At 62.5% G+C, this 19,526-nt stretch carries 11 protein-coding genes and 2 pseudogenes; 5 read left to right on the forward strand and 8 right to left on the reverse strand.

Going from position 1 to position 19,526, the window contains the following annotated elements; genetic code table 11:
* The first annotated feature begins 39 nt into the window (after window positions 1-39).
* The gene (locus AXK12_RS05150) at window positions 40-2,019 is read left to right on the forward strand and encodes a TonB-dependent receptor plug domain-containing protein (RefSeq protein WP_082782662.1); all 1,980 of its coding nucleotides are present in this window, start codon (window positions 40-42) and stop codon (window positions 2,017-2,019) included.
* Window positions 2,020-2,235: 216 nt separating this feature from the next.
* On the opposite strand, the pseudogene metH reads toward AXK12_RS05150, so the two are convergent.
* Window positions 2,236-4,989 (reverse strand): annotated as a pseudogene (gene metH, locus AXK12_RS05155) (methionine synthase); the annotation flags it as partial.
* 126 nt (window positions 4,990-5,115) lie between these two features.
* Window positions 5,116-6,267, reverse strand: coding sequence for a homocysteine S-methyltransferase family protein (locus AXK12_RS05160; RefSeq protein WP_068712145.1), 1,152 nt, complete (start codon window positions 6,265-6,267; stop codon window positions 5,116-5,118).
* 338 nt (window positions 6,268-6,605) lie between these two features.
* Here AXK12_RS05160 and AXK12_RS05165 point away from each other — a divergent pair, with 338 nt between their 5' ends.
* Window positions 6,606-7,826 carry a mandelate racemase/muconate lactonizing enzyme family protein gene (locus AXK12_RS05165; protein ID WP_068712146.1) on the forward strand — a complete coding sequence of 407 codons (1,221 nt, stop codon included), beginning with the start codon at window positions 6,606-6,608 and terminating at the stop codon, window positions 7,824-7,826.
* A gap of 13 nt (window positions 7,827-7,839) precedes the next feature.
* Here AXK12_RS05165 and AXK12_RS09495 read toward each other — a convergent pair.
* Window positions 7,840-8,064: pseudogene (locus AXK12_RS09495) on the reverse strand (homocysteine S-methyltransferase family protein); the annotation flags it as partial.
* 273 nt (window positions 8,065-8,337) lie between these two features.
* Between AXK12_RS09495 and AXK12_RS05175 the strand changes: the two are divergent.
* The gene (locus tag AXK12_RS05175) at window positions 8,338-10,206 is read left to right on the forward strand and encodes a TonB-dependent receptor plug domain-containing protein (RefSeq protein WP_068712148.1); all 1,869 of its coding nucleotides are present in this window, start codon (window positions 8,338-8,340) and stop codon (window positions 10,204-10,206) included.
* 90 nt (window positions 10,207-10,296) lie between these two features.
* On the opposite strand, the gene AXK12_RS05180 is transcribed toward AXK12_RS05175, so the two are convergent.
* Window positions 10,297-11,580 carry a BaiN/RdsA family NAD(P)/FAD-dependent oxidoreductase gene (locus AXK12_RS05180; RefSeq protein ID WP_068712150.1) on the reverse strand — a complete coding sequence of 428 codons (1,284 nt, stop codon included), beginning with the start codon at window positions 11,578-11,580 and terminating at the stop codon, window positions 10,297-10,299.
* 117 nt (window positions 11,581-11,697) lie between these two features.
* Here AXK12_RS05180 and AXK12_RS08530 point away from each other — a divergent pair, with 117 nt between their 5' ends.
* Complete coding sequence (locus AXK12_RS08530; RefSeq protein WP_082782664.1) at window positions 11,698-12,075, forward strand: metallopeptidase family protein; 378 nt, start codon at window positions 11,698-11,700, stop codon at window positions 12,073-12,075.
* On the opposite strand, the gene AXK12_RS05185 is transcribed toward AXK12_RS08530, so the two are convergent.
* Window positions 12,002-14,506 carry an AAA family ATPase gene (locus AXK12_RS05185; protein WP_068712154.1) on the reverse strand — a complete coding sequence of 835 codons (2,505 nt, stop codon included), beginning with the start codon at window positions 14,504-14,506 and terminating at the stop codon, window positions 12,002-12,004. The two genes, AXK12_RS08530 and AXK12_RS05185, sit on opposite strands and share 74 nt — an antisense overlap.
* An 88-nt stretch (window positions 14,507-14,594) precedes the next feature.
* Entirely contained in the window at window positions 14,595-15,065 is a 471-nt protein-coding gene (locus AXK12_RS05190) for a DUF2721 domain-containing protein (RefSeq protein WP_068712322.1), read from the reverse strand.
* A 337-nt stretch (window positions 15,066-15,402) separates the two neighbouring features.
* Here AXK12_RS05190 and AXK12_RS05195 point away from each other — a divergent pair, with 337 nt between their 5' ends.
* Window positions 15,403-17,748 (forward strand): TonB-dependent siderophore receptor, encoded by a 2,346-nt coding sequence (locus AXK12_RS05195; RefSeq protein WP_068712156.1) that lies wholly within the window; start codon window positions 15,403-15,405, stop codon window positions 17,746-17,748.
* Between the two features lie 163 nt (window positions 17,749-17,911).
* On the opposite strand, the gene AXK12_RS05200 is transcribed toward AXK12_RS05195, so the two are convergent.
* Both AXK12_RS05200 and AXK12_RS05205 read right to left on the reverse strand, forming a co-directional pair.
* Window positions 17,912-18,376 carry a hypothetical protein gene (locus AXK12_RS05200; RefSeq protein ID WP_068712160.1) on the reverse strand — a complete coding sequence of 155 codons (465 nt, stop codon included), beginning with the start codon at window positions 18,374-18,376 and terminating at the stop codon, window positions 17,912-17,914.
* A gap of 212 nt (window positions 18,377-18,588) precedes the next feature.
* Entirely contained in the window at window positions 18,589-19,488 is a 900-nt protein-coding gene (locus tag AXK12_RS05205; protein ID WP_068712161.1) for a hypothetical protein, read from the reverse strand.
* Window positions 19,489-19,526 lie beyond the last annotated feature (38 nt).

The following is a 19,526-nucleotide window of genomic DNA, read 5'->3' on the forward strand; positions in this document are numbered from 1 at the left end:
CTTGTTTTCTGCGTTTGGGCTGCTACCGCTCGCCGCCTGATGTTTAGAAAAACACCCACTGCCAAACCTGTTACTGATAGGGCGAAACTCGCTGCTCCCGCTGCCTTCGCCGCGCTCGCGCTTGCGCTTACTGCTGTGCCCCGCAGCTACGCGCAGAATGACGCTGCTGCGCTCGATTTGCCCGACTTGATCATTAACTCCTCGCGCGTCGCGAACCCCGAGCCGACTGGCACTTTTGCAATGCCGGTTTCTGCCTTACGCTACGAGCCACTCGTCGATGTGCAGGGACGCAATCTCGCCGAGAGCCAAGCGGACATCATCGTGCGTGGCGGCGTGTTTGAAAACACGGGCTTTCGTATTGGCGCGGCGACACTCATCGACCCACAAACTGGCCACTACACGGCCGAGCTCCCCATTGCGCCGCAGATGCTCGGGCTCCCCAGCGTGCGCACTGGCGCGGCCAACGCGCTCGGCAGCACCAATGTCGGCGTAGGCACGATCGACTACCGTTGGCGGGCGCTCTCGCCCAACCAGAGTAACGGATCGATTTCGCTCGGCGCGGGCGAGGACTCGCTCTTGCGCGGAGAGGTTTATCAATCGGGCGCGATTGAGCTCGGCGGGCTAAAGGGGCGCATTGGCACGCTGCTGGGCATCGGCGCGAGCCTTGGCGGCGACATCGACTATGCGCGCTCGTCGAGCGATGGCCCGATTACCTACGGCGACCACGACTTCGAGCGCGTCGCGGGCCGCGCCCAGCTGCGCACCGCAAACACGCAGACCGACCTTTTTGTGGCTTACCAAGCCAAGTTCTTCGGCTGGCCGAACCTCTACACGCCCTTTGGCGTCGCCGAGAGCGATAACCTGCAAACCAAGCTCGCCATGCTCAACCACCGCCGCGCTCGCAACGGAGGTGGGCATTTTGAGGTCAGTGCCTACACGCGGCGTAACAAAGACGACTACGAATACGACCGCCTGATTCCCGGCCTCTTTAACCCGTATCTGCACACGAGCCGGATGCGCGGCTTTGCCATCGACGGGCGTGAGGTGCTGGGCGACGGCCCCGCGGCAGGCGCGAGCGCGTGGGGCGGCGAGTGGTCGCTGCGTTACCGCGCTGAGTGGCTGAGCGACTCGCTTCAAAGCACTTCCCTCAACCAAGGCCACTACAACGACCGCGACACTTACAAACTCACGCTCGGTGCGACCCGCGAGTGGGCCGCGGCTTCGGGTGGCGAGTGGCTGGCGACGCTCGGCGGCACTTGGGACGACTCGAATCGCGACTCGGGCACCGCCTCGCCCGTTGTCGAGCTGGCCCATAATTTTGCGGCGGGTTCGCTCTGGCGAAGCGTGGCACTGGGGTACAGCGAGGCGACGCAACTGCCGACCTATACTTCGCTTAACGCCTCGCCCTCGGGCGGACTCTTTCGCGGCAACCCCGACCTGGGCCGCAGCACGAGCCGTAATCTCGAACTTAGCGCAAGCGCCGCCGCGCTCGCGGGTTGGCAGGCGAGTATCGCCGTCTTTCACCGCTGGGACGATTCGCTCGTGGATTGGACCTTTAACACCGCTTCGCCCGCTGCGCGCACGGCCAACGCGGTCGATATCCGCACGCTTGGTGGCGAACTCATCCTGCGCGGCGAGTGGGGCAGCGGCTCGCTGACTCTCGGCTACACCGCGCTCACCAAGGAGGCCGACTACCGCTCCGCCGCCGTCGATGCCAGTTTCTACGCGCTTAACTACGCGCGCCAACGCTTGACCGCGGCCTTCGTCTGGCAGTTTGCCGAAGGCTGGGAACTGCGGATGGACAACGATGCACGTATTCAGGCCAAGAATACGTTGCGCACGCGAGGTGGGCGGCACGCCCTGCGCAGCGCGCTCGGCCTCGTGTGGAAGCCCGCGGGGCTGCGCGGCGTGGAGCTCGCGCTCCAAGCCGACAACCTTTGGGACAGCGAGTACCAAGAGGTGCCCGCCGTGCCCGCCGCTCCCCGCCAACTCTCCTTTACCCTCCGCCACGCTTGGTAGCGGAACTGCCCGCAGCCAAAGTGCCCGCAGCCATTTGCGCTGCGGGCACTTTGTTTTCCTCCACTGCGCGCGGTCGGCAGGCTGCGCTTAATTTGGCAATAAGACGGAAACAGAGGGTACTAACTAAAATCGCGATTTGTGTTCGGACGCGAAGCGGCCAAGCCAAATCGCGATTTTAATGGGAGTGGCAGCATGCCAGCGGTGACTCACTGCGCTTTAGTAGTCGAGGTAGGGGGCGAGCCATTTTTCGGTGCTTTCTAGGGGCTCGCCCGAGCGGGTGGCGTAATCTTCGACTTGGTCGCGGGCGAGTTTGCCCACGGCAAAATACTTCGAGTCGGGGTGGTTAAAGTAGAAGCCGCTTACGCTGCTGCCGGGGGTCATGGCGCAGCTTTCTGTTAACTGAATGCCAGTTGCGGTGGTGGCGTCGAGGAGCGCGAAAAGCGGCGGTTTTTGCGTGTGGTCGGGGCAGGCGGGGTAGCCGGGCGCGGGGCGGATGCCTCGATAGCGTTCGCGGATGATGTCGGCCATTGTGAGCGTCTCGGCGCGTCCGTAGCCGCAAGCCTCTCGCGCTTTTTTGTGCATGAGTTCGGCGAGGGCTTCGGCGAGTCGGTCGCCGAGGGCTTGGGCCATGATGGCGTTGTAGTCGTCGCCTGCGGTTTTGAAGCGTGCGGCGCTTTCCTCGACTTCGGGGCCTGCGGTGACGGCAAAGCCGCCCAGATAATCAACGCGTCCACTATCGCGCGGTGCGATGTAGTCGGCGAGGCAGTGGTTGTGCTGGTCGGCGGGTTTTTCGAGTTGTTGGCGGAGGAAGTGAAAGGTGTGGCGGACTTGGGCGCGCGACTCGTCGGTGTAGATTTCGACCGAATCGCCGATGCGGTTTGCGGGCCAAAAAGCGAGGACTGCACGGGCGGTGTAGCGATTTTCGGCGATGATATCGGCGAGCATCGTTTGCGCGTCGCGGTAGAGTTTGGTGGCTTCTTCGCCTACGACGGGGTCGGTCAGGAGGTCGGGGAAGCGTCCGTGGAGTTCCCAAGTGGAGAAGAAGGGCCGCCAGTCGATGTAGTCGGCGATTTCTTGTAAGGTTAACGCAACTACGTCTTTGCTTCGTTTCTCTGCGGACGAGTAAACGCGGGTGCCTAAAAACTCGGGGCGCGGGATGTCGATGGTGGCCCAGTCGTAGCGGGGGGCGCGGCTGCGTGCGGTGGCGAGAGGGAGCAGTGCGCGCTTGCCGAGGCGGGCGGCGAAGTCGGCGCGTTGTTTGTCTTGTTTGGCGGCGTTTTCGGCGAGGAAGCCGGGTTTTTGGGTGTCGCTCAAAAGGGCACTGACGACGCCGACGACGCGTGAGGCATCGAGGACGTGGATGACGCCGTGCGCGTATTCGGGCGCGATTTTTACGGCGGTGTGCGCGGCGGAGGTGGTTGCACCGCCGATGAGGAGCGGGATGCGCAAGTCGGCGCGGGTCATTTCCTTGGCGACGTGCACCATCTCGTCGAGCGAGGGGGTGATGAGGCCGGAGAGGCCGATGATGTCCGCACCGGTCTCGCGCGCGGTGGCGAGGATTTTCTCGCAGGGCACCATGACGCCGAGGTCGATGACTTCGTAGTTATTACAGGCGAGGACGACGCCGACGATGTTTTTGCCGATGTCGTGCACGTCGCCTTTTACGGTGGCCATGATGACTTTGCCTTGGGCGCGGGCTTCGCCACCTCGGGCGAGGAGTTGGCGTTTCTCCTCATCCATAAAAGGGGTCAGGTAGGCGACGGCGCGTTTCATGACGCGGGCGGATTTGACGACTTGGGGGAGAAACATTTTACCCGCGCCGAAGAGGTCGCCGACGACGCGCATGCCATCCATGAGGGGGCCTTCGATGACGTCGAGCGGGCGGGGGAGGCTTTGGCGGGCTTCCTCGGTGTCGGCCTCGATGTAGGCGTCGATGCCTTTGACGAGGGCGTGGGAGATGCGGGCTGCGACGGGGGCGTCGCGCCACGCGTTGGCGGCAGCGGCGGCTGAGGAACTGGTTTCGGCTGTGGTGCCGCTGGCTTTGGCTTCGCTGGTGGCTTTGAGCTGGTCGGCGTGTTCGATTAGCCGCTCGGTGGCGTCGGCGCGGCGGTCGAGGAGGACGTCGTCGACGAGGTCGCGCAGCGTGGGCTCGATTTGGTCGTAAACACCGAGGAGCCCCGCGTTGACGATACCCATGTCGAGGCCGGCCTTTATCCCGTGGTAGAGGAAGGCGGTGTGCATGGCCTCGCGCACGGGGTTGTTGCCGCGAAAGGAGAAGGAGATGTTCGAGATCCCGCCGGAGACGCGGGCGTGGGGGAGCGTCTGCTTGATGAGGGCGGTGGCCTCGAAGAAATCGACGGCGTAGTGGTTGTGCTCTTCGATACCGGTGGCGACGGTGAGCACGTTGGGGTCGAAGATGATGTCTTCGGGCGGGAAACCGAGCTGTTCGGTAAGGAGGCGATACTCGCGGGTGCAGATGCGGACTTTTTCGTCACGGGTGGCGGCTTGGCCTTGCTCGTCGAAGGCCATGACGACGGCGGCGGCGCCGTAGCGTTGGATGAGGCGGGCGCGGCGGAGGAATTCGGCCTCGCCGTCTTTTAGCGAGATGGAGTTGACGATGCCTTTGCCTTGGAGGCAGCGCAGCCCGGCCTCGAGGACGCTCCACTTCGAGGAGTCGAGCATGATGGGCACGCGGCAGATGTCGGGCTCGGCGGCGATGAGGTTGAGGAGCGTGACGATGGTGGCCTCGCCGTCGATGAGGGCTTCGTCTACGTTGATGTCGATGAGGTTGGCCCCGTTTTCGACCTGCTGCTTGGCGATTGAGAGGCAAGTGTCCCAGTCGGCGGCTTTGAGTGCGCGGGCGAATTTGGGCGAGCCGGTGATGTTCGTGCGCTCGCCGATAACGATGAAGCTCGCAGACCTATTTTGGGGCTGCGGTGTCGCAGGCGCAGACTGAGTCAGCGCATCGGAGGGGGAAGGAGTAAGCTCGGGGGAAGGCACTTGGCGGGATGGTATGCGGTCAATTCAAGGGTCGTGCGGAGTGCCTGCGTTTGCAGTGCGGCGTAGGAGTGGATGGCGGCGGCATCCCAGTACCGTTTATTGAATGGTTAGCGGTTCGAGACCGCTGAGCCGGAGGGCGTGCGAGTGGGGCAGTGGTGTGCGGGGCTTGTGGGCGGCGGTCGCGGCGGCGATTGCGCGGATGTGATCGGGGGTGGAGCCGCAGCAGCCGCCTGCGATGTTGACAAAGCCGTGCGCGGCGAAGTCGCCGAGGATTGCGGCCATGTCGGCGGGCGTTTCGTCGTAGCCGCCGAAGGCGTTGGGCAGGCCTGCGTTGGGGTGGCAGGTGGTGTAGCACTCGGCGAGCTGCGCGAGCTCGGCGAGGTAGGGCCGCATTTGCGCGCCGCCGAGGGCGCAGTTGATGCCGACGGAGAAGGGCCTGGCGTGGCGGATGCTGTGGTAGAAGGCGGCGATGGTTTGCCCCGAGAGGGTGCGGCCCGAGGCGTCGGTGATGGTGACGGAAATCATCACGGGCAGGCGGTAGCCTAGGTCGTCAAAGAGTTGCTCTAGGGCGAAGAGCGCAGCCTTGGCGTTGAGCGTGTCGAAGATGGTCTCAATGAGGAGGAGATCGACGCCGCCTTCTACGAGGGCGGCGGCTTGTTCGCGGTAAGCGGCGGCGAGTTGGTCGAAGGTCACGGCGCGGTAGTCGGGCCGGTTGACGTCGGGCGACATCGAGGCGGTGCGGTTGGTCGGGCCGATGCCGCCAGCGACGAAGCACCTGCGAAGAGGCCGTTCGGCCTTGTTTCTTGGCGACGCACTCGTGGGTGCGTCGTCGCCCAACGCGGGCGTTTGGATCGCGGCGGCTTCGGCTTCGATGCGCCGGGCCGCGCGGCTGGCGAGTTGGGCGGCAGCGCGGTTGAGCTCGGGGACGAGGTGCTCGAGGTGGTAATCGGCTTGGGCGATTGTGGTGGAGCTAAAGGTGTTAGTCGTGGCGATGTCGGCTCCGGCGGCGAAATAGCGGTAGTGGATGTCCTCGATGACATCGGGGCGAGTGAGGGAGAGCAGGTCGTTATTGCCCTTTAGGTCTTGCGGATGGTCGGCGAGAGCGGGGCTGCGAAAGTCGGCTTCGGTGAGGCCGCGTTCCTGAATCATCGTACCCATCGCCCCGTCGAGGATGGCGATGCGCTCGCGCAGGAGCGCGTCGAGCGCGGCACTTGGGGCGGGGGGCTTAGTTTCGGGTGGCGGCTCCATGGGGCGGGGGATAGACCGGGCGAGGGCGGCGGACTACAGTGGCTAACTGGCTGCGGTTCAAAGGTAAAAACGAGTTGCCAAGCTAAGCTCCTTTCCCAAGCCCCGTGCTCTTTCTTAGTTCTATTTACCCAGATCCTAGGTAAAACCTGTATTGGGAAGTCCGCTTTTTTTGCACACCCCTGTTCTGCTGCTCGCGCCTTACGTGACGGTCGCCCCACGCGCGTTTCAGCTCCGGGTTGCTGCTCATGAAGCTTTCTTCCCGCTTCAGCATGACCAATTTGATTTATTGCGCTCGGGGCGTTCGATGAGCGATGCGACCGACCAGAGAGGAAACGAAAATGAAGATCACACGAATCGACACTTTGCAGATTGGGGAATTCCCATTTCTTCTCTGGCTCCAGGTCCACACCGACAGCGGGCTGATAGGGACTGGTGAAACCTTCTGGGCGCCGGGCCCAGTCGCGAGCTACATCCATGAAAACGTCGCCTCCTACCTACTCGGCAAGGATCCACGCGACATCGAGCTCCATGACCGGCGCCTTGCGAGCGTCTATGTCGGCGCGCGCGATTCAGGGGCAGAGCTGCGTGGCAATTCCGCGATCAACATTGCGCTATGGGATCTTTACAGCCAATCGCTTGGAGAGCCTCTCTGGCGCCTTCTTGGCGGGAGAACCCATCAGTCGGTCCCGGTCTACAACACCTGCGCAGGCTATGGGCATGTGCGTGCCACCGGTAGAAATGCGCTTTTCGAGCGAACCGAGGATTGGTCGCTGAAGCCCGGCGACATGGACGAAGGGCCTTACGAGGACCTTCTGGCATGGCGCTACGATGCGGGAGGACTTGCCAAGAGCCTTCTTCAGGAAGGCATCCGCGCGATGAAGATATGGCCTTTCGATATTGCCGCGGAGGCGTCGAACGGCGCTCGAATTACCCTGCGAGACCTCGACAAGGCACTGGAACCGTTTGCGAAGATCCGCCAAGCGGTCGGAAACGAGATGGAAATCATGGTCGAGATGCATGGCCTCTGGACATTGCCGCCTGCACTGAGGATCGCGGAGGCCTTGAAGCCTTTTTCCGTCGCCTGGCTGGAGGAGCCCATCCGCTATAACGAATTCGACGCGATGGCCGAACTGGCTCGCCATACGAATATCCCTCTCGCCGCAAGCGAGCGACTGGCCACGCGACAAATGTTCAAGCAGCTCATCGACAAGCGGGCCGCCTCCATCATCATGATCGATCTCGCTTGGTGCGGCGGGCTGAGCGAGGCCCGCAAGATCGCCAACATGGCTGAGGCCAGTGAATTACCGGTCACCCTGCACGACTGCACCGGTCCGGTTGTCTACGCCGCAAGTTGCGCACTGTCTGCGACTCTGCCGAACGTGACGTACCAGGAAATGGTGCGCGCATACACCACCGGCTGGTACAGGGAGATCGCCGACAATATCCCTGAGGTCGCCGATGGTGGAGTTTCGCCGCTGCCCGGACCCGGACTGGGGCTCCGACTGAAGCCCGAACTCTTTTCGCGGCCCGACGCCATCGTGCGCACGACCCGGCTCTAGGGGCGGCGAAATAGCGGTAGTGGATGTCCTCAATGACATCGGGTCGAGTGAGGGAGAGCAGGTCGTTATTGCTCTTTAGGTCTTGCGGATGGTCGGCGAGAGCGGGGTTGCGAAAGTCGGCTTCGGTGAGGCCGCGTTCCTGAATCATCGTGCCCATCGCACCGCCGAGGATGGCGATGCGCTCGCGCAGGAGCGCGGCATTTGGGGCGCTGGGCTTAGTTTCGGGGGGCGGCTCCATGCGGCGAGCGATAGGCCGGGCGAGGGCGGCTAACTGGTTGCGACTCAAAGGCAAAAAACGAGTTGCCAAGCCAAGTTCCTTTCCCAAGCTCCGCTCCCCTTACTTAGTTCTTTCACTTAGATCCTACGTAAAACCTGTACTGGGAAGTACGCTTTTGTCGCACACCCCTGTTCTGCTGCTCGCGCTTCTTTTTTCCTATAAAAAAGAGGCATCTCCGGGTGGCGGTTCGCGGCCCGCGCGTCTTTCCGGTGCCTTAACACAGCAAACAAACCTATGACCAAGCAACTCTGGCTGCCGAAACTGGCCGCCTCTCTCCTCGCGTTCGCGCCGCTCTCTTACGCGCAGACGCAAAAAGCTCCTAGCGAAGAGCCGCAGCCCACGCAGCTCTCGCCTTACGTGACGGTCGCCACGCGCGCGCCGCACTCGCAACGCACACTCGCCACCGTGGTCGATGTGATCACTCCCGAGGAGGCGCAACGCCGCCAACTCACCACCTTTGGTGATGTGATCGGCCAAGTCGTCGGTTCGCCCACGGTCGCCACTGGTGGCATAGGGGGCGTTAACTCGGTCTTCTTGCGCGGCGCCAACTCGAACCAGACGCTCTTCCTCGTGGATGGCATCCGGATGAACGACCCGAATACGGACTACAACGCGTTCCTCGGCGGTGCGGCAATCGGCGGTGGCGACACTATCGAAATCGCGCGTGGCCCGCAGAGCACGCTCTACGGTGCGGACGCGATTGGTGGCGTGATCTCGCTGCGCGCAGAGCGCGGCACGGCGGCTCAATCGGTGAGCCGTGCGGGACTAGAGGCTGGCACCTTTAAGAGCGTTGGCGGCTACTTCCACTCGCAAGGCGAGTCGGCGGGTGTCGGCTACAACTTCTCGGTGCGCGGAACCCACACGGACAACGAGCGTGAAAACAACGACTTCAACAGCGTTAACCTCTCGGGGCGTGTTGATATCGATGTCGATCCTTCGATCACTGTCGGTGCGACCGTTCGCTGGTTCAACGGAGACTTCGAGTCGCCCGGCGACCGTTTCGCCCCGACGCTCGACGAGGAAAACAATGAGCAAAACTTCCTTGGCACGCTCTTCTCCGAGTTTCGCAGCAGCGAGCGTTTCACTTCCCGCGTGACCCTCGGTGGGCAGAGCCGCCGCTTCGTCGCCGAACAGGCGGGCGCGACCACCAACGTCACCAAGAGCCGCCGCCTCGTCCTTGACTGGCAGAACATCTACCTCGCTTGCTGCGACACGTTGAAGATCACGGCGGGCGTCACCGGCGAGAACCTGCACGTGAAGAACAGCGGCTTCGGAAACATCAACAAGCACCAGGACCTCTTGGCCTTCTACATTAACCAAGAGTTTCACCCCGTGGAGAACTTCTACCTGACCGGTGGGCTCCGCCACGACGACTACGACACCTTTGGCGAGAAGACCACGGGCCGCGTGAGCAGCGCGGTGCTCTTTGCCCAAAAGACCATCAAGCTGCGTGCTAGCTATGGCAGCGGTTTCCGCGCTCCCTCCTTCCTCGACCTCTACGGCGTGGGCTTTGGCTACCAAGGAAACCCCAACCTCAAGCCCGAGAGCTCGCGCGGCTGGGATGCGGGTGTGGACTACTACCTGCCTAGCGACCGCGGCGTCATCGGCGTCACTTGGTTCGAGAACCGGATCACCGACCTGATCGCTTTCGACTTCTCCGGCTCGTTCGGCACGACCTACAACATCGAGCGCGCCCGCACTCGCGGCGTTGAGGTCAAGGGCGACGTGATGCTCGCCGAGCGCACTCGCGGTCAACTCGGCTACACCTACCTCGACGCGCAAAACCGCAGCCAAGAGGCGCGCCTCTTGCGCCGTCCCCGCCACGCTGTCACGGCTGACCTCGGCCAAGACTTCGGCAACGGGCTAAACGTCGGCGTCGGCGTGCGCTGGATCGTCGACCGTCAAGACATCGACGGGCAGACCTTCGCGCCCTTCAACGCAGAGGACTTCACCACGCTTCGCGTCTACGTCTCCTACGCCGTGACGGAGCAGCTCACGCTGCGCCTGCGCGTGGAGAACGCCCTCGACGAGCGTTACGAGGAAGTGCACGGCTACCCGTCGCTGGGCACCGGCACCTTCTTCGGTGCTGATTGGAAGTTCTAAGGCGCGTGTTCGCCTCTGGCACTAAATAGCTTCTTCTACTATGGCGGCGCACTTATGAGTGCGCCGCTTTTTGTTGGGACACTGGGTCGATTAAGCGACTGCCATTGCGGTTCCGGCGAGGTGGGCGGTGGTCCACGCGGCTTGGAAGTTGAAGCCGCCAGTCACGCCGTCGATGTCCAACACTTCGCCTGCAAAGTAGAGCCCCGGACACAGGCGGCTTTGCATGGTTTTGAAATCAACTTCGCTTAGGCGTACTCCGCCGCAGGTCACGAACTCGTCTTTGTTGGTGCTTTTGCCGCGTACGCGAAATTCTGCTGCGGCGAGCGTTTCGGCGAGTGTGGCGATTCGGGCCTTTGAGAGTTCTGCGCAGGGTTGAGTTTCGGGGATCCCAGAGCTTAAGACCAAGCGTTCCCAGAGCCGGGCAGGCAGTCCGAAGGGGTTGTGCGCACGGGCGATGCTGCGTCTCGGCTGGGTGCTGCGCAGCGTAGCTAGTTCGCGTTGGAGGGCGTCGCGATGCTGCGCGGGCACGAAGTTGATTTGCAGCGTAAAGGCGTACTCGCAGGCAGCGAAGGCGCGGGCTCCCCACGCGGAGAGTTTGAGGACGGCCGGGCCGCTCAAGCCCCAGTGGGTGATGAGGAGCGGGCCCTCGCTGGTGAGTTTCTTCATGCCGGCGTCGCCGCCTAAGATGCTTAGCGCGACGGGCTCGACGCTGAGCCCGGCTAGATCGCGCAGGCGCGAGTCATCGATGTGAAAGGTAAATAGCGAAGGGACGGGCGGCTCGATTGTGTGGCCGAGTTCGCGCGCAAACTTGAGCCCGCCGTTTTCGCTCCGGCCGCCACCGGTTGCCAGCAAAAGTCGGTCGCATTCGGGCTGCGTGCCGTCGCTTAATATGAGTCGGAGGGGCGCCGAGGCGGGGCTTGTTTCTGCGCTTGGCGGGCGGCGCTCGACGGAGCGGACGCCTGTTTTTATCCGGAGCACGACACCGGCCTCAGCGGCGGCTCGGCGCAAGCAGCTTACGATGTCCATCGAGTCATCTGATACGGGAAATACGCGCCCATCTGCCTCGGTTTTGAGCGGGACACCGCGTGTGGTGAGCCACGCCATCATGTCTCGTGGTTGCCAGCGGTGAAAGGCACCGAGGAGTTCTCGCGCGCCGCGCGGATAGTGACGGACGAGGTCGCGTGGCTCGTAGCAGGCATGCGTGACGTTGCAACGGCCTCCGCCCGAAATTCGCACTTTGGCGAGTGGGTGCGCAGTCGCTTCGTACAGGGCTACTCGCGCGTGTGGGTTTGCCTGTGCACAAGTGATCGCGGCGAAAAATCCGGCGGCTCCACCTCCGATGATTGCGACTCGTGGCACCTGGTTTGTTTGCATGGAGCTGGGATCTTGGGGCGCGGCTGAGGCGCAGTCGAAGTCTGTTTTGGCAGCTCAGGGCCGACACTCGCCTTTGCCCGCTCGACTCTACTGGTGAAGCCGCTATCGCTCTCGCGCATGACGATACGTTTTGAGGAGCTGGCACGGCGGGCGTCGCGAGTGGTCGCGCGCTTGCAAACGCGACTGCCGCCGGAGATCGCTCCGCTGGCGCGCGGCGTGCCTGTGCATTACGAATCGGCACCGAGTGAAAGTATCTTAGCAGAGGGATTCGAGCCGGACATTCTCGGGCTGTTTAGCGGGAATCCGTACGGCAGCGACTTTCGCGAGAGTGACCCTGCGCCGCCGCAGATTTTCCTCTACCTTGAAAATTTGTGGGACTTTGCCGAGGGAGATTTACGCGTGTTTAGGGAGGAGTTGCGGGTCACGTATTTGCACGAGTTGGGGCATTACTTGGGCTGGGATGAGGAGGAGTTGGCTGTGCGCGGGCTGGATTAGGCAGTTTGGGGGCGGGAAGCGCTGTCACTGGCTTGGCGGGGGGGGGCGCATGGGCAAGTGTAGCGGGTAGGGCTTGGCGTAGATGGGTGCAGCGTTGTTTGGAGTCGGCATTGCGCACGGCCATCGCGTAGGCGGCGGGATCGCCCACTAAAAAGACTTTTTTGCGACCTCGGGTGATGGCGGTGTATAGGAGGTTACGCTGGAGCATCATGAAGTGCGCCTTGAGCAGTGGGATGATGACGATGGGGTATTCGCTGCCTTGGGATTTGTGGATGCTGATGCAGTAGGCGAGGGCGAGGTCGCCGAAGTCGCTGCGGGTGAGGGTGTGGATCTCGCCGTCGAAATCGGTGGTGAGCGTGCCTTCGCGTCCGTCGATTGCGGTGATGGTGCCGATGTCGCCGTTGAAGAGGGATTTGTCGTAGTTGTTGCGCAGTTGGATGATTTTATCGCCGCGGCGAAACTCGGTGCTGCCCCAGCGCAGGGCTTCGCGTTGGGGGTTGAGCGCGGCTTGGAGCTGGGCGTTGAGGGCGGCGACTCCAGCAGTGCCTTTGTGCATGGGGGCCAGCACTTGAATGTCGCGGATGGACTGCGGCCAGCGCAGCGCGCGTGGGATGTGGTGGGTGCACAGGGCGAGGATTTTGGCGACGCAGTCTTGTGCGTCGGTCGCGGCGACAAAGCAGAGGTCGGGCCAGGCTTGGAGTTCGGCCGGGTCGTGGAGCACGAGTGGGAGCGTGGGGTCGCCGGCGTTGATGGTGTGCGCCGTGGTGACGATGGCGCTTTGGCCTTTTTGGCGGTAAATCGCAGAGAGCCGCGTAACGGGTAGAGTCGCGGACTCTTTTTTTTGCGCGCTGCTGTTATCAGCATGTCGCGCAGCCGTGTTAACAACAGGGCGACTCAATTCCCAATTGCTGGTTTCTGTGCTGAAAGCGATGAGGTCGTTGAGGACGTTACCCGCGCCGACGCTGGGGAGCTGGTCAGTATCGCCGACGAGGAGCAGGTGCGCGCGGGTGGGGACGGCGGCGAGGAGTGCGGCGGCGAGTCGCACGTCGAGCATGGAGGCTTCGTCAACAACGAGGAAGTCGGTCGCGAGGGGGTGGTCTTCGTTGGCGGCGAAGCGGCCTTTGGCCGGCTCAAATTTGAGGAGGCGGTGTAGCGTGGAGGCGTAGCCGCCGGTGGTTTCGGCGAGGCGCTGGGCGGCGCGGCCCGTGGGCGCAGCGAGGTGCACGCGGACTTTTTTTGCGCGGAGGATATCGACTAGTGCGCGCAGGATAGTCGTTTTCCCAGTTCCCGGGCCGCCGGTGAGGATGGAGACTTTGTTCAGAAGCGCGGCACTGAGCGCGGCAGCCTGGAGCGGGTGAAATGTGAAGCCGGCTTTCTCGGCGGCCCAAGCAATCGCTGCGTCGGTCTTGATCGGCGGGAGCCCACTAGGGCTGCGCGTGAGGCGAGCGATTGCCGCGGCAATCCGCGTCTCGGCGCGGTGGTTGAGCGGGAGCTGGATGATTTGGCCGCGTGCGTTTGCGAGCGGCGCGTCTGGCCGCGCGGGCGAAGTGTCCGGATGCGCGACGATTGCCTTGCTCGTAATGAGTGCGTCGATACGCGCTTCGATCCGGTCGAGTAAGGTGTTGAGGAGCGAGGCGGCGTGCGCGGCGAGTTCGGCGCGCGGGTAGGCACTGTGGCCTTCTTCTTGGAGCGTCTCTAGCGAGTAGAGGAGTCCGGCGTCGAGGCGCGGGGGGGCGTCGTTGGCGAAGCCGAGGTTGATGGCGATTTGGTCGGCAGTTTTGAAGCCGATGCCGTCGATTTCGCGCGCGGCGCGATAGGGGTTTTCCGTAAGGATTTGCTTAGCCTCGCTGCCGAAGCGGTTGACGAGTTTTAGGCAGCGCGCGGGGCTCACGCCGTAGGTTTGTAGGAAGATGTACAGCTCGCGCTCGGCGCGTTTGTCGTCCCAGGCCTGCTTGATGGAGGTGGCCCGCTTTTTGCCGATTCCTGGGACGTGGCGGAGGCGGGCGGATTCCTCGCTGAGGATCCTAAAGGTATCGGCGCCGAAGGCATCTACGATTTTGTTCGAGTAAACCTTTCCGATGCCGGGGACTAGCCCGCTGCCGAGGTACTTGCGGATGCCGTAGACGGAGGCGGGGAGCTGGCTCTTGAATTCGGCGATGCGAAATTGCGGGCCGTGTTGGGCGTGTAGGGTCCACTCGCCGCGCAGGTGGAGGGTCTCGCCGCACTCCACGCCGGGGAGCGCGCCGACGATGGTGACTTTGGGCGCGGACTCATCGGTGGCGGCGTTTGCGGCAGCGCGTCCACTCTGGCGTGTCCCGCCGTTTTCTGGGCGCAGCTCTGCGATGGTGTAGTGGTTTTCTTCGTTGAAAAAGATGATGCGCTCAAGGACCCCGACTAGGGTTTCGGTAGCGTGGGAAGCGACGGCGGACATGGGGCACAGGGTGAGGCGAGGGCGCGTCGGCGCGGTGGCAGCAAGTTGGCAGGTTGAGCGGCTGCGTCACGCTGGCGGACCTTGCCGCTTAGATAAACGGGGCCTCTGAGTCGGGCAGTGCTCGGCGCACTTCTAGGTGCAGCACGCGCAGCGATAGGTAGATGTCGCGCAGGAACAGGATGAGGGCCGAGATGAGCATCAGGATGCTTGCAGTAAAGAGCATCAGCATCAGCACGACCAAGTCTCGCTCTAGTAGCGCGGTGATGAAAATCACGATGACGAGGCAACAGGCGATGAGCATCGTCATCCCTGCGAAAGTGACGGCGCGGCGGATGAGTTTCGAGCGCGTCCACAAAATCACTAGCTGGCTTTCTAGGTACTTACGCTCTTCACCGGAGGCGGCCCACGCTTGCGCGGCGAGGTTGCGCGTGCGGTCGACGATGCGGGCCATCCGGTTGGTCAGAGTAATCATCAAGGCTCCGATACCCGAAATCAGAATCACCGGCGTAATCGCCAGTTGGATAATGGAAAGGACGGAGTTGCTGTGTAGGTGATCCATAAAACGCGCGTGTGATTTTCGCCGAAAGAGCAGGTGTGCGAAGTCCAAGGCCTTCGCAATCAATCTCGCGTGGATTTGCTATCCGATGCGGTAAAATGGGGGCGTATACCCAGTCCTCCGTCTCCCAGATTATGCGTAGGGCTTACCCCTTGATTCGCATAATCGGGCTGTGCGTCGTGAGAGCTGTTCGCACGTGGACGGCGCAGTGCCGCCCGCATGTTGACCTTAACCAACCAAACCCTGACGCGGGGCCTAAGGCGATTGCTGCGGGCTGCGCGCCAAAACGGAATAAATCCCGCCCAAGGGGTTTTTCTCCCAACCCTCGTACTATCCCCTCATGAAGCTAAGTTTTTGTAGTTCGCGGTTGCTAGCACTCGCAGCGGCGAGTGCTGCGGCTGTGCCGTTTACTCTCGCGCAGTCCGTGCCCGACTCGCCGCCGGCTGACGCTGTCGAGATCTCCGTCGCCCGCCCCCGGGCAGAGGCCGACACCGTCACGCTGTCGCCTTTCGAGGTTTCCGTAAACCAGCCGGCCCGCTACCAAGCCGATGAAGCGGCTTCCGGTGGCCGCATCCGTACTCAGGTCATGGATACGCCCTCGACCGTCACGGTGCTGACCAACGAGTTTTTGGAAGACGTGGGCGGCAACCGGATCATCGATGCCGCGCTCTATGTCGCGGGTGTTTCCGAGGCGACCTTCCCCAATGGGCTCGATGCGGTAAACATCCGCGGCTTCCAGTCCACGGGCCGCCGTATCGACGGCTTTTCGACCTTTGCGCAGGCAAACTTCGATCCCGCCGTCGTTGAGCGCATGGAGATCATCATGGGGCCTGATGCGCTGCTCTCGCCGACGGGCGTCCCGGGCGGCACGATTAACCTCGTCACCAAGCGGCCTCAATTCACTTCGGGCGGCTACCTCAAGCTGCGCGTTGGCCAATACGACGCCAACCGTATCGAGACCGACCTTACGGGCCCGATTGGCGAGCGTTTCGCTTACCGCGTCATTGCGGCTGTGCAGGACAGCGAGGGCTACGTGAACGATACCTTCACCAAGAGCTACCTCTTCTCGCCTTCGTTTACTTGGCAGCTCGCGCCGCAGTCGCAGCTCACAGTGCGCTACGAATACTACGATGCGGAGACCTCGAACCTCGAGGGGATTCCCGTCGATCCTGCGGTAGGGACGGATAGCGATTTCCGCACGCTGCCCGGCGTGCCGCGTGACTTTAACTCTGCGCCTGACGACAAGTACTCCTTCCGTCGCGGACTGACGCACGCGCTGAATTTCCTTTTCACCTCGACCGTGACGGACCGGCTCAGCGTGCGGCTTGCAGGCCGTATCGGCGAGGTCGATACGCCCAACTCAGATTTCCGCTGGGGGCTCTCCACGCCCGGCGGTAGCTATAATCCGTTTACGGGGCGTTGGGAAGGCGGCACGATTTGGACAAATACGTCGAGCGATCCCGCCGCGCCCAACTGGGTCTCGGCTCCCGCGCCTGCGCTCAGCGATACCATCCGCCACCAGGGTACTTACAGCGGTGCACGCCGTCGCGAGCGCGATTTGCAAAACGATTGGTCGTACATCGTGGACGCCGCCTTCGCCAAATCGACCACGCTCCTTGGCTTTGCCTACAGCTACGGGCACCAGAATTCGTACAACAACACGCAGAGGCTGCCTGACTTCACCGTGCCCGGCTTCGAGCGCCCGAGCGGCCCGCCCATCAGCAACCCCATCACGACAGACAGCCGTGGTGCGACCACGCGCTACCAGGCCTACCTCAGCGAGGTGCTTGAGCTGTTTAACCGGCGACTCGTGCTCTCCGGCGGTATCTCGCACGTGAGCTTTAACGGATTTAGCGGCAACAAGCTCGCGGCGGCGACCTCGACCACGGTCGCGGGCCAAGCCTTCCCCACTTCTGGCAGCAAGGCGACCTACAACTACGGCATCGTCCTAAAGCCGTTCAGTAAGCTCTCGGTCTATTACGGGCACAGCGAAAGTGCCGTCCCCTCCGGAGGCCGCGCGGTCTACGAAGGCACGCGCCCGCCCTTCTCGACGGGTAAGCAAGACGAGGTCGGCCTAAAGGTGCAGCTCTTCGAGAACCGCCTGCTCGCCTCGGTCGCCTACTACGAAATCGATCAAAGTGCCTATAGCGTCTTCAATCCAGAGAACCTCCGGGTGCCGCCTCCCCCAGTGCTGCTTCCCGACTTGGTGAGCTCGCGCGAGGCTAGCGGCTGGGAGTTTCAAGTCACGGGCAACATCACGCCCAATCTCTCGGTCGTCGCTAGCTATGCAGACACTAGGAATCGCACCCCTTACGGAGTGGTTCTGCGCGGCTCGCCCGAGGATAGCGCTGCAGTTTTTGTGCGCTACGGCGTCACGCACGGGGCGCTCGCCGGACTCTCCGCTGGCATCGGTGCAAATTACAGCAGCAAGCGTGCGGGCGATAACCCACCCAATCGCTTTGCGGTCGGCTCGACTCCCGAAAACCCGATCCCCTACCAGCCCTCGTTCTACTTGCCCGCGCGCACGCTGACCAACGCCTACGTGAGCTACCGCCGCGGGTCTTGGGACTACCGGCTCGAGGTGACCAACCTCACCGACGAAGACCACTACGCGAGCCTTTCGCGGTCAATCGTCCAAGTCGGCGCACCGCGTGCGTTCTCCGCTACCGTGACTTACCGGTTCTAAGAGGCTGGGGCTTTCTGCGCTATTTGGTAAGTGGGCTGCCCGCGCAGCTCCACTTTTTCCCCGAGGCCGTGTTGCGCTAACGCAATGCGGCCTTTTCGGTTTCAGTGACGTGCTGGCCGATGCTCAGCGGGCCGCAGTTCGCCCAGCCTGGGCTGGCCGATGGTTAGCGGCTGCTGTCGGGCGCGTGCCCACTGCTGGCTTGGGCGATCCTTTCGTCGAGCCGGGCGAGTACGGTGGGGATGTGTGCGGCGATTTCGGTGTCGGGGAAGTCCTTGGGGATGGCTGAGAGGAGCTCGATGGCGCGCTCTGCGTCGCCACGAAGCTCGAACAGCATGAAGGCACGAGCGAAGGCGACGTGGGCGACACCCTCCGAGCGGTCGCCCGCGTATTTTTCTAAAAGTTGGTCGATGCGTCCAAAAAATTCATCGACTAGTGCTCTACTCGCCTGCCCTTCACTCGCCTCGCGATTTCCGAATTCTTCAATAATAGCTTCTAGCTCAGCGACTGGCGGAGGGATTTCTGAGGTGTCGGCGGCTTCACCGGCCCCATCTTGGGCAAAGAGAGCGGGCGCACTCGGGCTGAGCAGCAGCGCCAGCACGAGGAGGAGCTGGGGGATGAGTTTTTTCATGGGGAGAGGAGGGGCGTTGAAGAGAGTTTTCTCGGGGGCGGCTGCCGTCGCTCAGGGTTTATATTTGGCAGCAATCATTGCCAGCAGCCAGCGGACGAGAAGAAGGGAGGTATTTGGCTTCATGTTAAGAACTCCTTTGCTGGGGCGAGGTGGATACTGAATCTCTGGAACGCGGGTGCTGGCAGGCATCGATGGCGGTGATGACGGCGTTTTCACTTCCGCCGTACTTCAATCTGATAACTGCCAGTGTTCCCGTTCCCGGATGAGGCTTCGATCACATACCCGCCCGGAGTCAGATAACGGACGATGCTGGCATCCGGTCCGAGATCATAGAGGCCGTAGATATGATCGTCATCAAGGAGGCTGGCGAAGAACTCGCTCTCTTCCGCGCTCTTTCTCTGGTGGCGAGTACCGTCTTCAGCGATTAGGGTACCATCCCCTCGGAGCAGGCGCAGACCACAGTTGATCTTATCAGAGCTCCTCTCGATCATATCTCTGAACGGCCCGGGCAGACCACTGTCGATCTTATCAGAGTTCATCTCGATCACATATTCGCCCGCCTCGCGCACCACAAACGAGTACTTATCAGTGGATGGGAACTTAATAAGACCGTCGCGCCCTTCGCGCGTCACAATTTCGCCCGTTCTGCGCTGGCCGATGGTCAGCAGGATGCTGTCGGGCGCGCGCCAACTGCTGATTTGGGCGATCGCTTCGTCGAGCTGTTTGAGTGTAGTGGGGATATGTGCGGCGACTTGGGTGCCGGGGAAGTCCTTGGGGATGGCTAATAAGAGTTCGCGGACGCGCTCTGCGTCACCACGAAGCCGGAACAGCATGAAGGCACGAGTGGCGGCGACGTGGGCGACACCCTCCGAGCGGTCGGCCGCGTACTTTTCTAAAAGTTGGTCGATGCGCTCAAAGAATTCATCGGCAAGTGCGCTACTCTCCTGGCCTTCACTCTCCGCGCGAGTTTCGAACTCTTTCATAAGAGCTTGTAGCTCAGCGACTGGCGGAGGGATTTCTGAGGCGTTCGCGACTTGGGCAAAGAGAGTGGGCGCACTCGGGCTGAGGAGCAGCGCAAGCACGAGGAGGAGCTGGGGGAGGCATTTTTTCATGGGGAAGGCGGGGCGTTGAGGAGAGTTTTCTCGGGGGC

Source organism: Cephaloticoccus capnophilus (assembly GCF_001580045.1).
Classification (GTDB): domain Bacteria; phylum Verrucomicrobiota; class Verrucomicrobiia; order Opitutales; family Opitutaceae; genus Cephaloticoccus; species Cephaloticoccus capnophilus.

What these genes read in the sequence shown, in the direction of transcription:
- AXK12_RS05150 (WP_082782662.1), top strand. Translation starts at nt 40, where the DNA reads ATGTTTAGAAAAACACCCACTGCCAAACCTGTTACTGATAGGGCGAAA.
- AXK12_RS05160 (WP_068712145.1), bottom strand. Translation starts at nt 6,267, where the DNA reads ATGGAGCCGCCACCCGAAACTAAGCCCCCCGCCCCAAGTGCCGCGCTC.
- AXK12_RS05165 (WP_068712146.1), top strand. Translation starts at nt 6,606, where the DNA reads ATGAAGATCACACGAATCGACACTTTGCAGATTGGGGAATTCCCATTT.
- AXK12_RS05175 (WP_068712148.1), top strand. Translation starts at nt 8,338, where the DNA reads ATGACCAAGCAACTCTGGCTGCCGAAACTGGCCGCCTCTCTCCTCGCG.
- AXK12_RS05180 (WP_068712150.1), bottom strand. Translation starts at nt 11,580, where the DNA reads ATGCAAACAAACCAGGTGCCACGAGTCGCAATCATCGGAGGTGGAGCC.
- AXK12_RS08530 (WP_082782664.1), top strand. Translation starts at nt 11,698, where the DNA reads ATGACGATACGTTTTGAGGAGCTGGCACGGCGGGCGTCGCGAGTGGTC.
- AXK12_RS05185 (WP_068712154.1), bottom strand. Translation starts at nt 14,506, where the DNA reads ATGTCCGCCGTCGCTTCCCACGCTACCGAAACCCTAGTCGGGGTCCTT.
- AXK12_RS05190 (WP_068712322.1), bottom strand. Translation starts at nt 15,065, where the DNA reads ATGGATCACCTACACAGCAACTCCGTCCTTTCCATTATCCAACTGGCG.
- AXK12_RS05195 (WP_068712156.1), top strand. Translation starts at nt 15,403, where the DNA reads ATGAAGCTAAGTTTTTGTAGTTCGCGGTTGCTAGCACTCGCAGCGGCG.
- AXK12_RS05200 (WP_068712160.1), bottom strand. Translation starts at nt 18,376, where the DNA reads ATGAAAAAACTCATCCCCCAGCTCCTCCTCGTGCTGGCGCTGCTGCTC.
- AXK12_RS05205 (WP_068712161.1), bottom strand. Translation starts at nt 19,488, where the DNA reads ATGAAAAAATGCCTCCCCCAGCTCCTCCTCGTGCTTGCGCTGCTCCTC.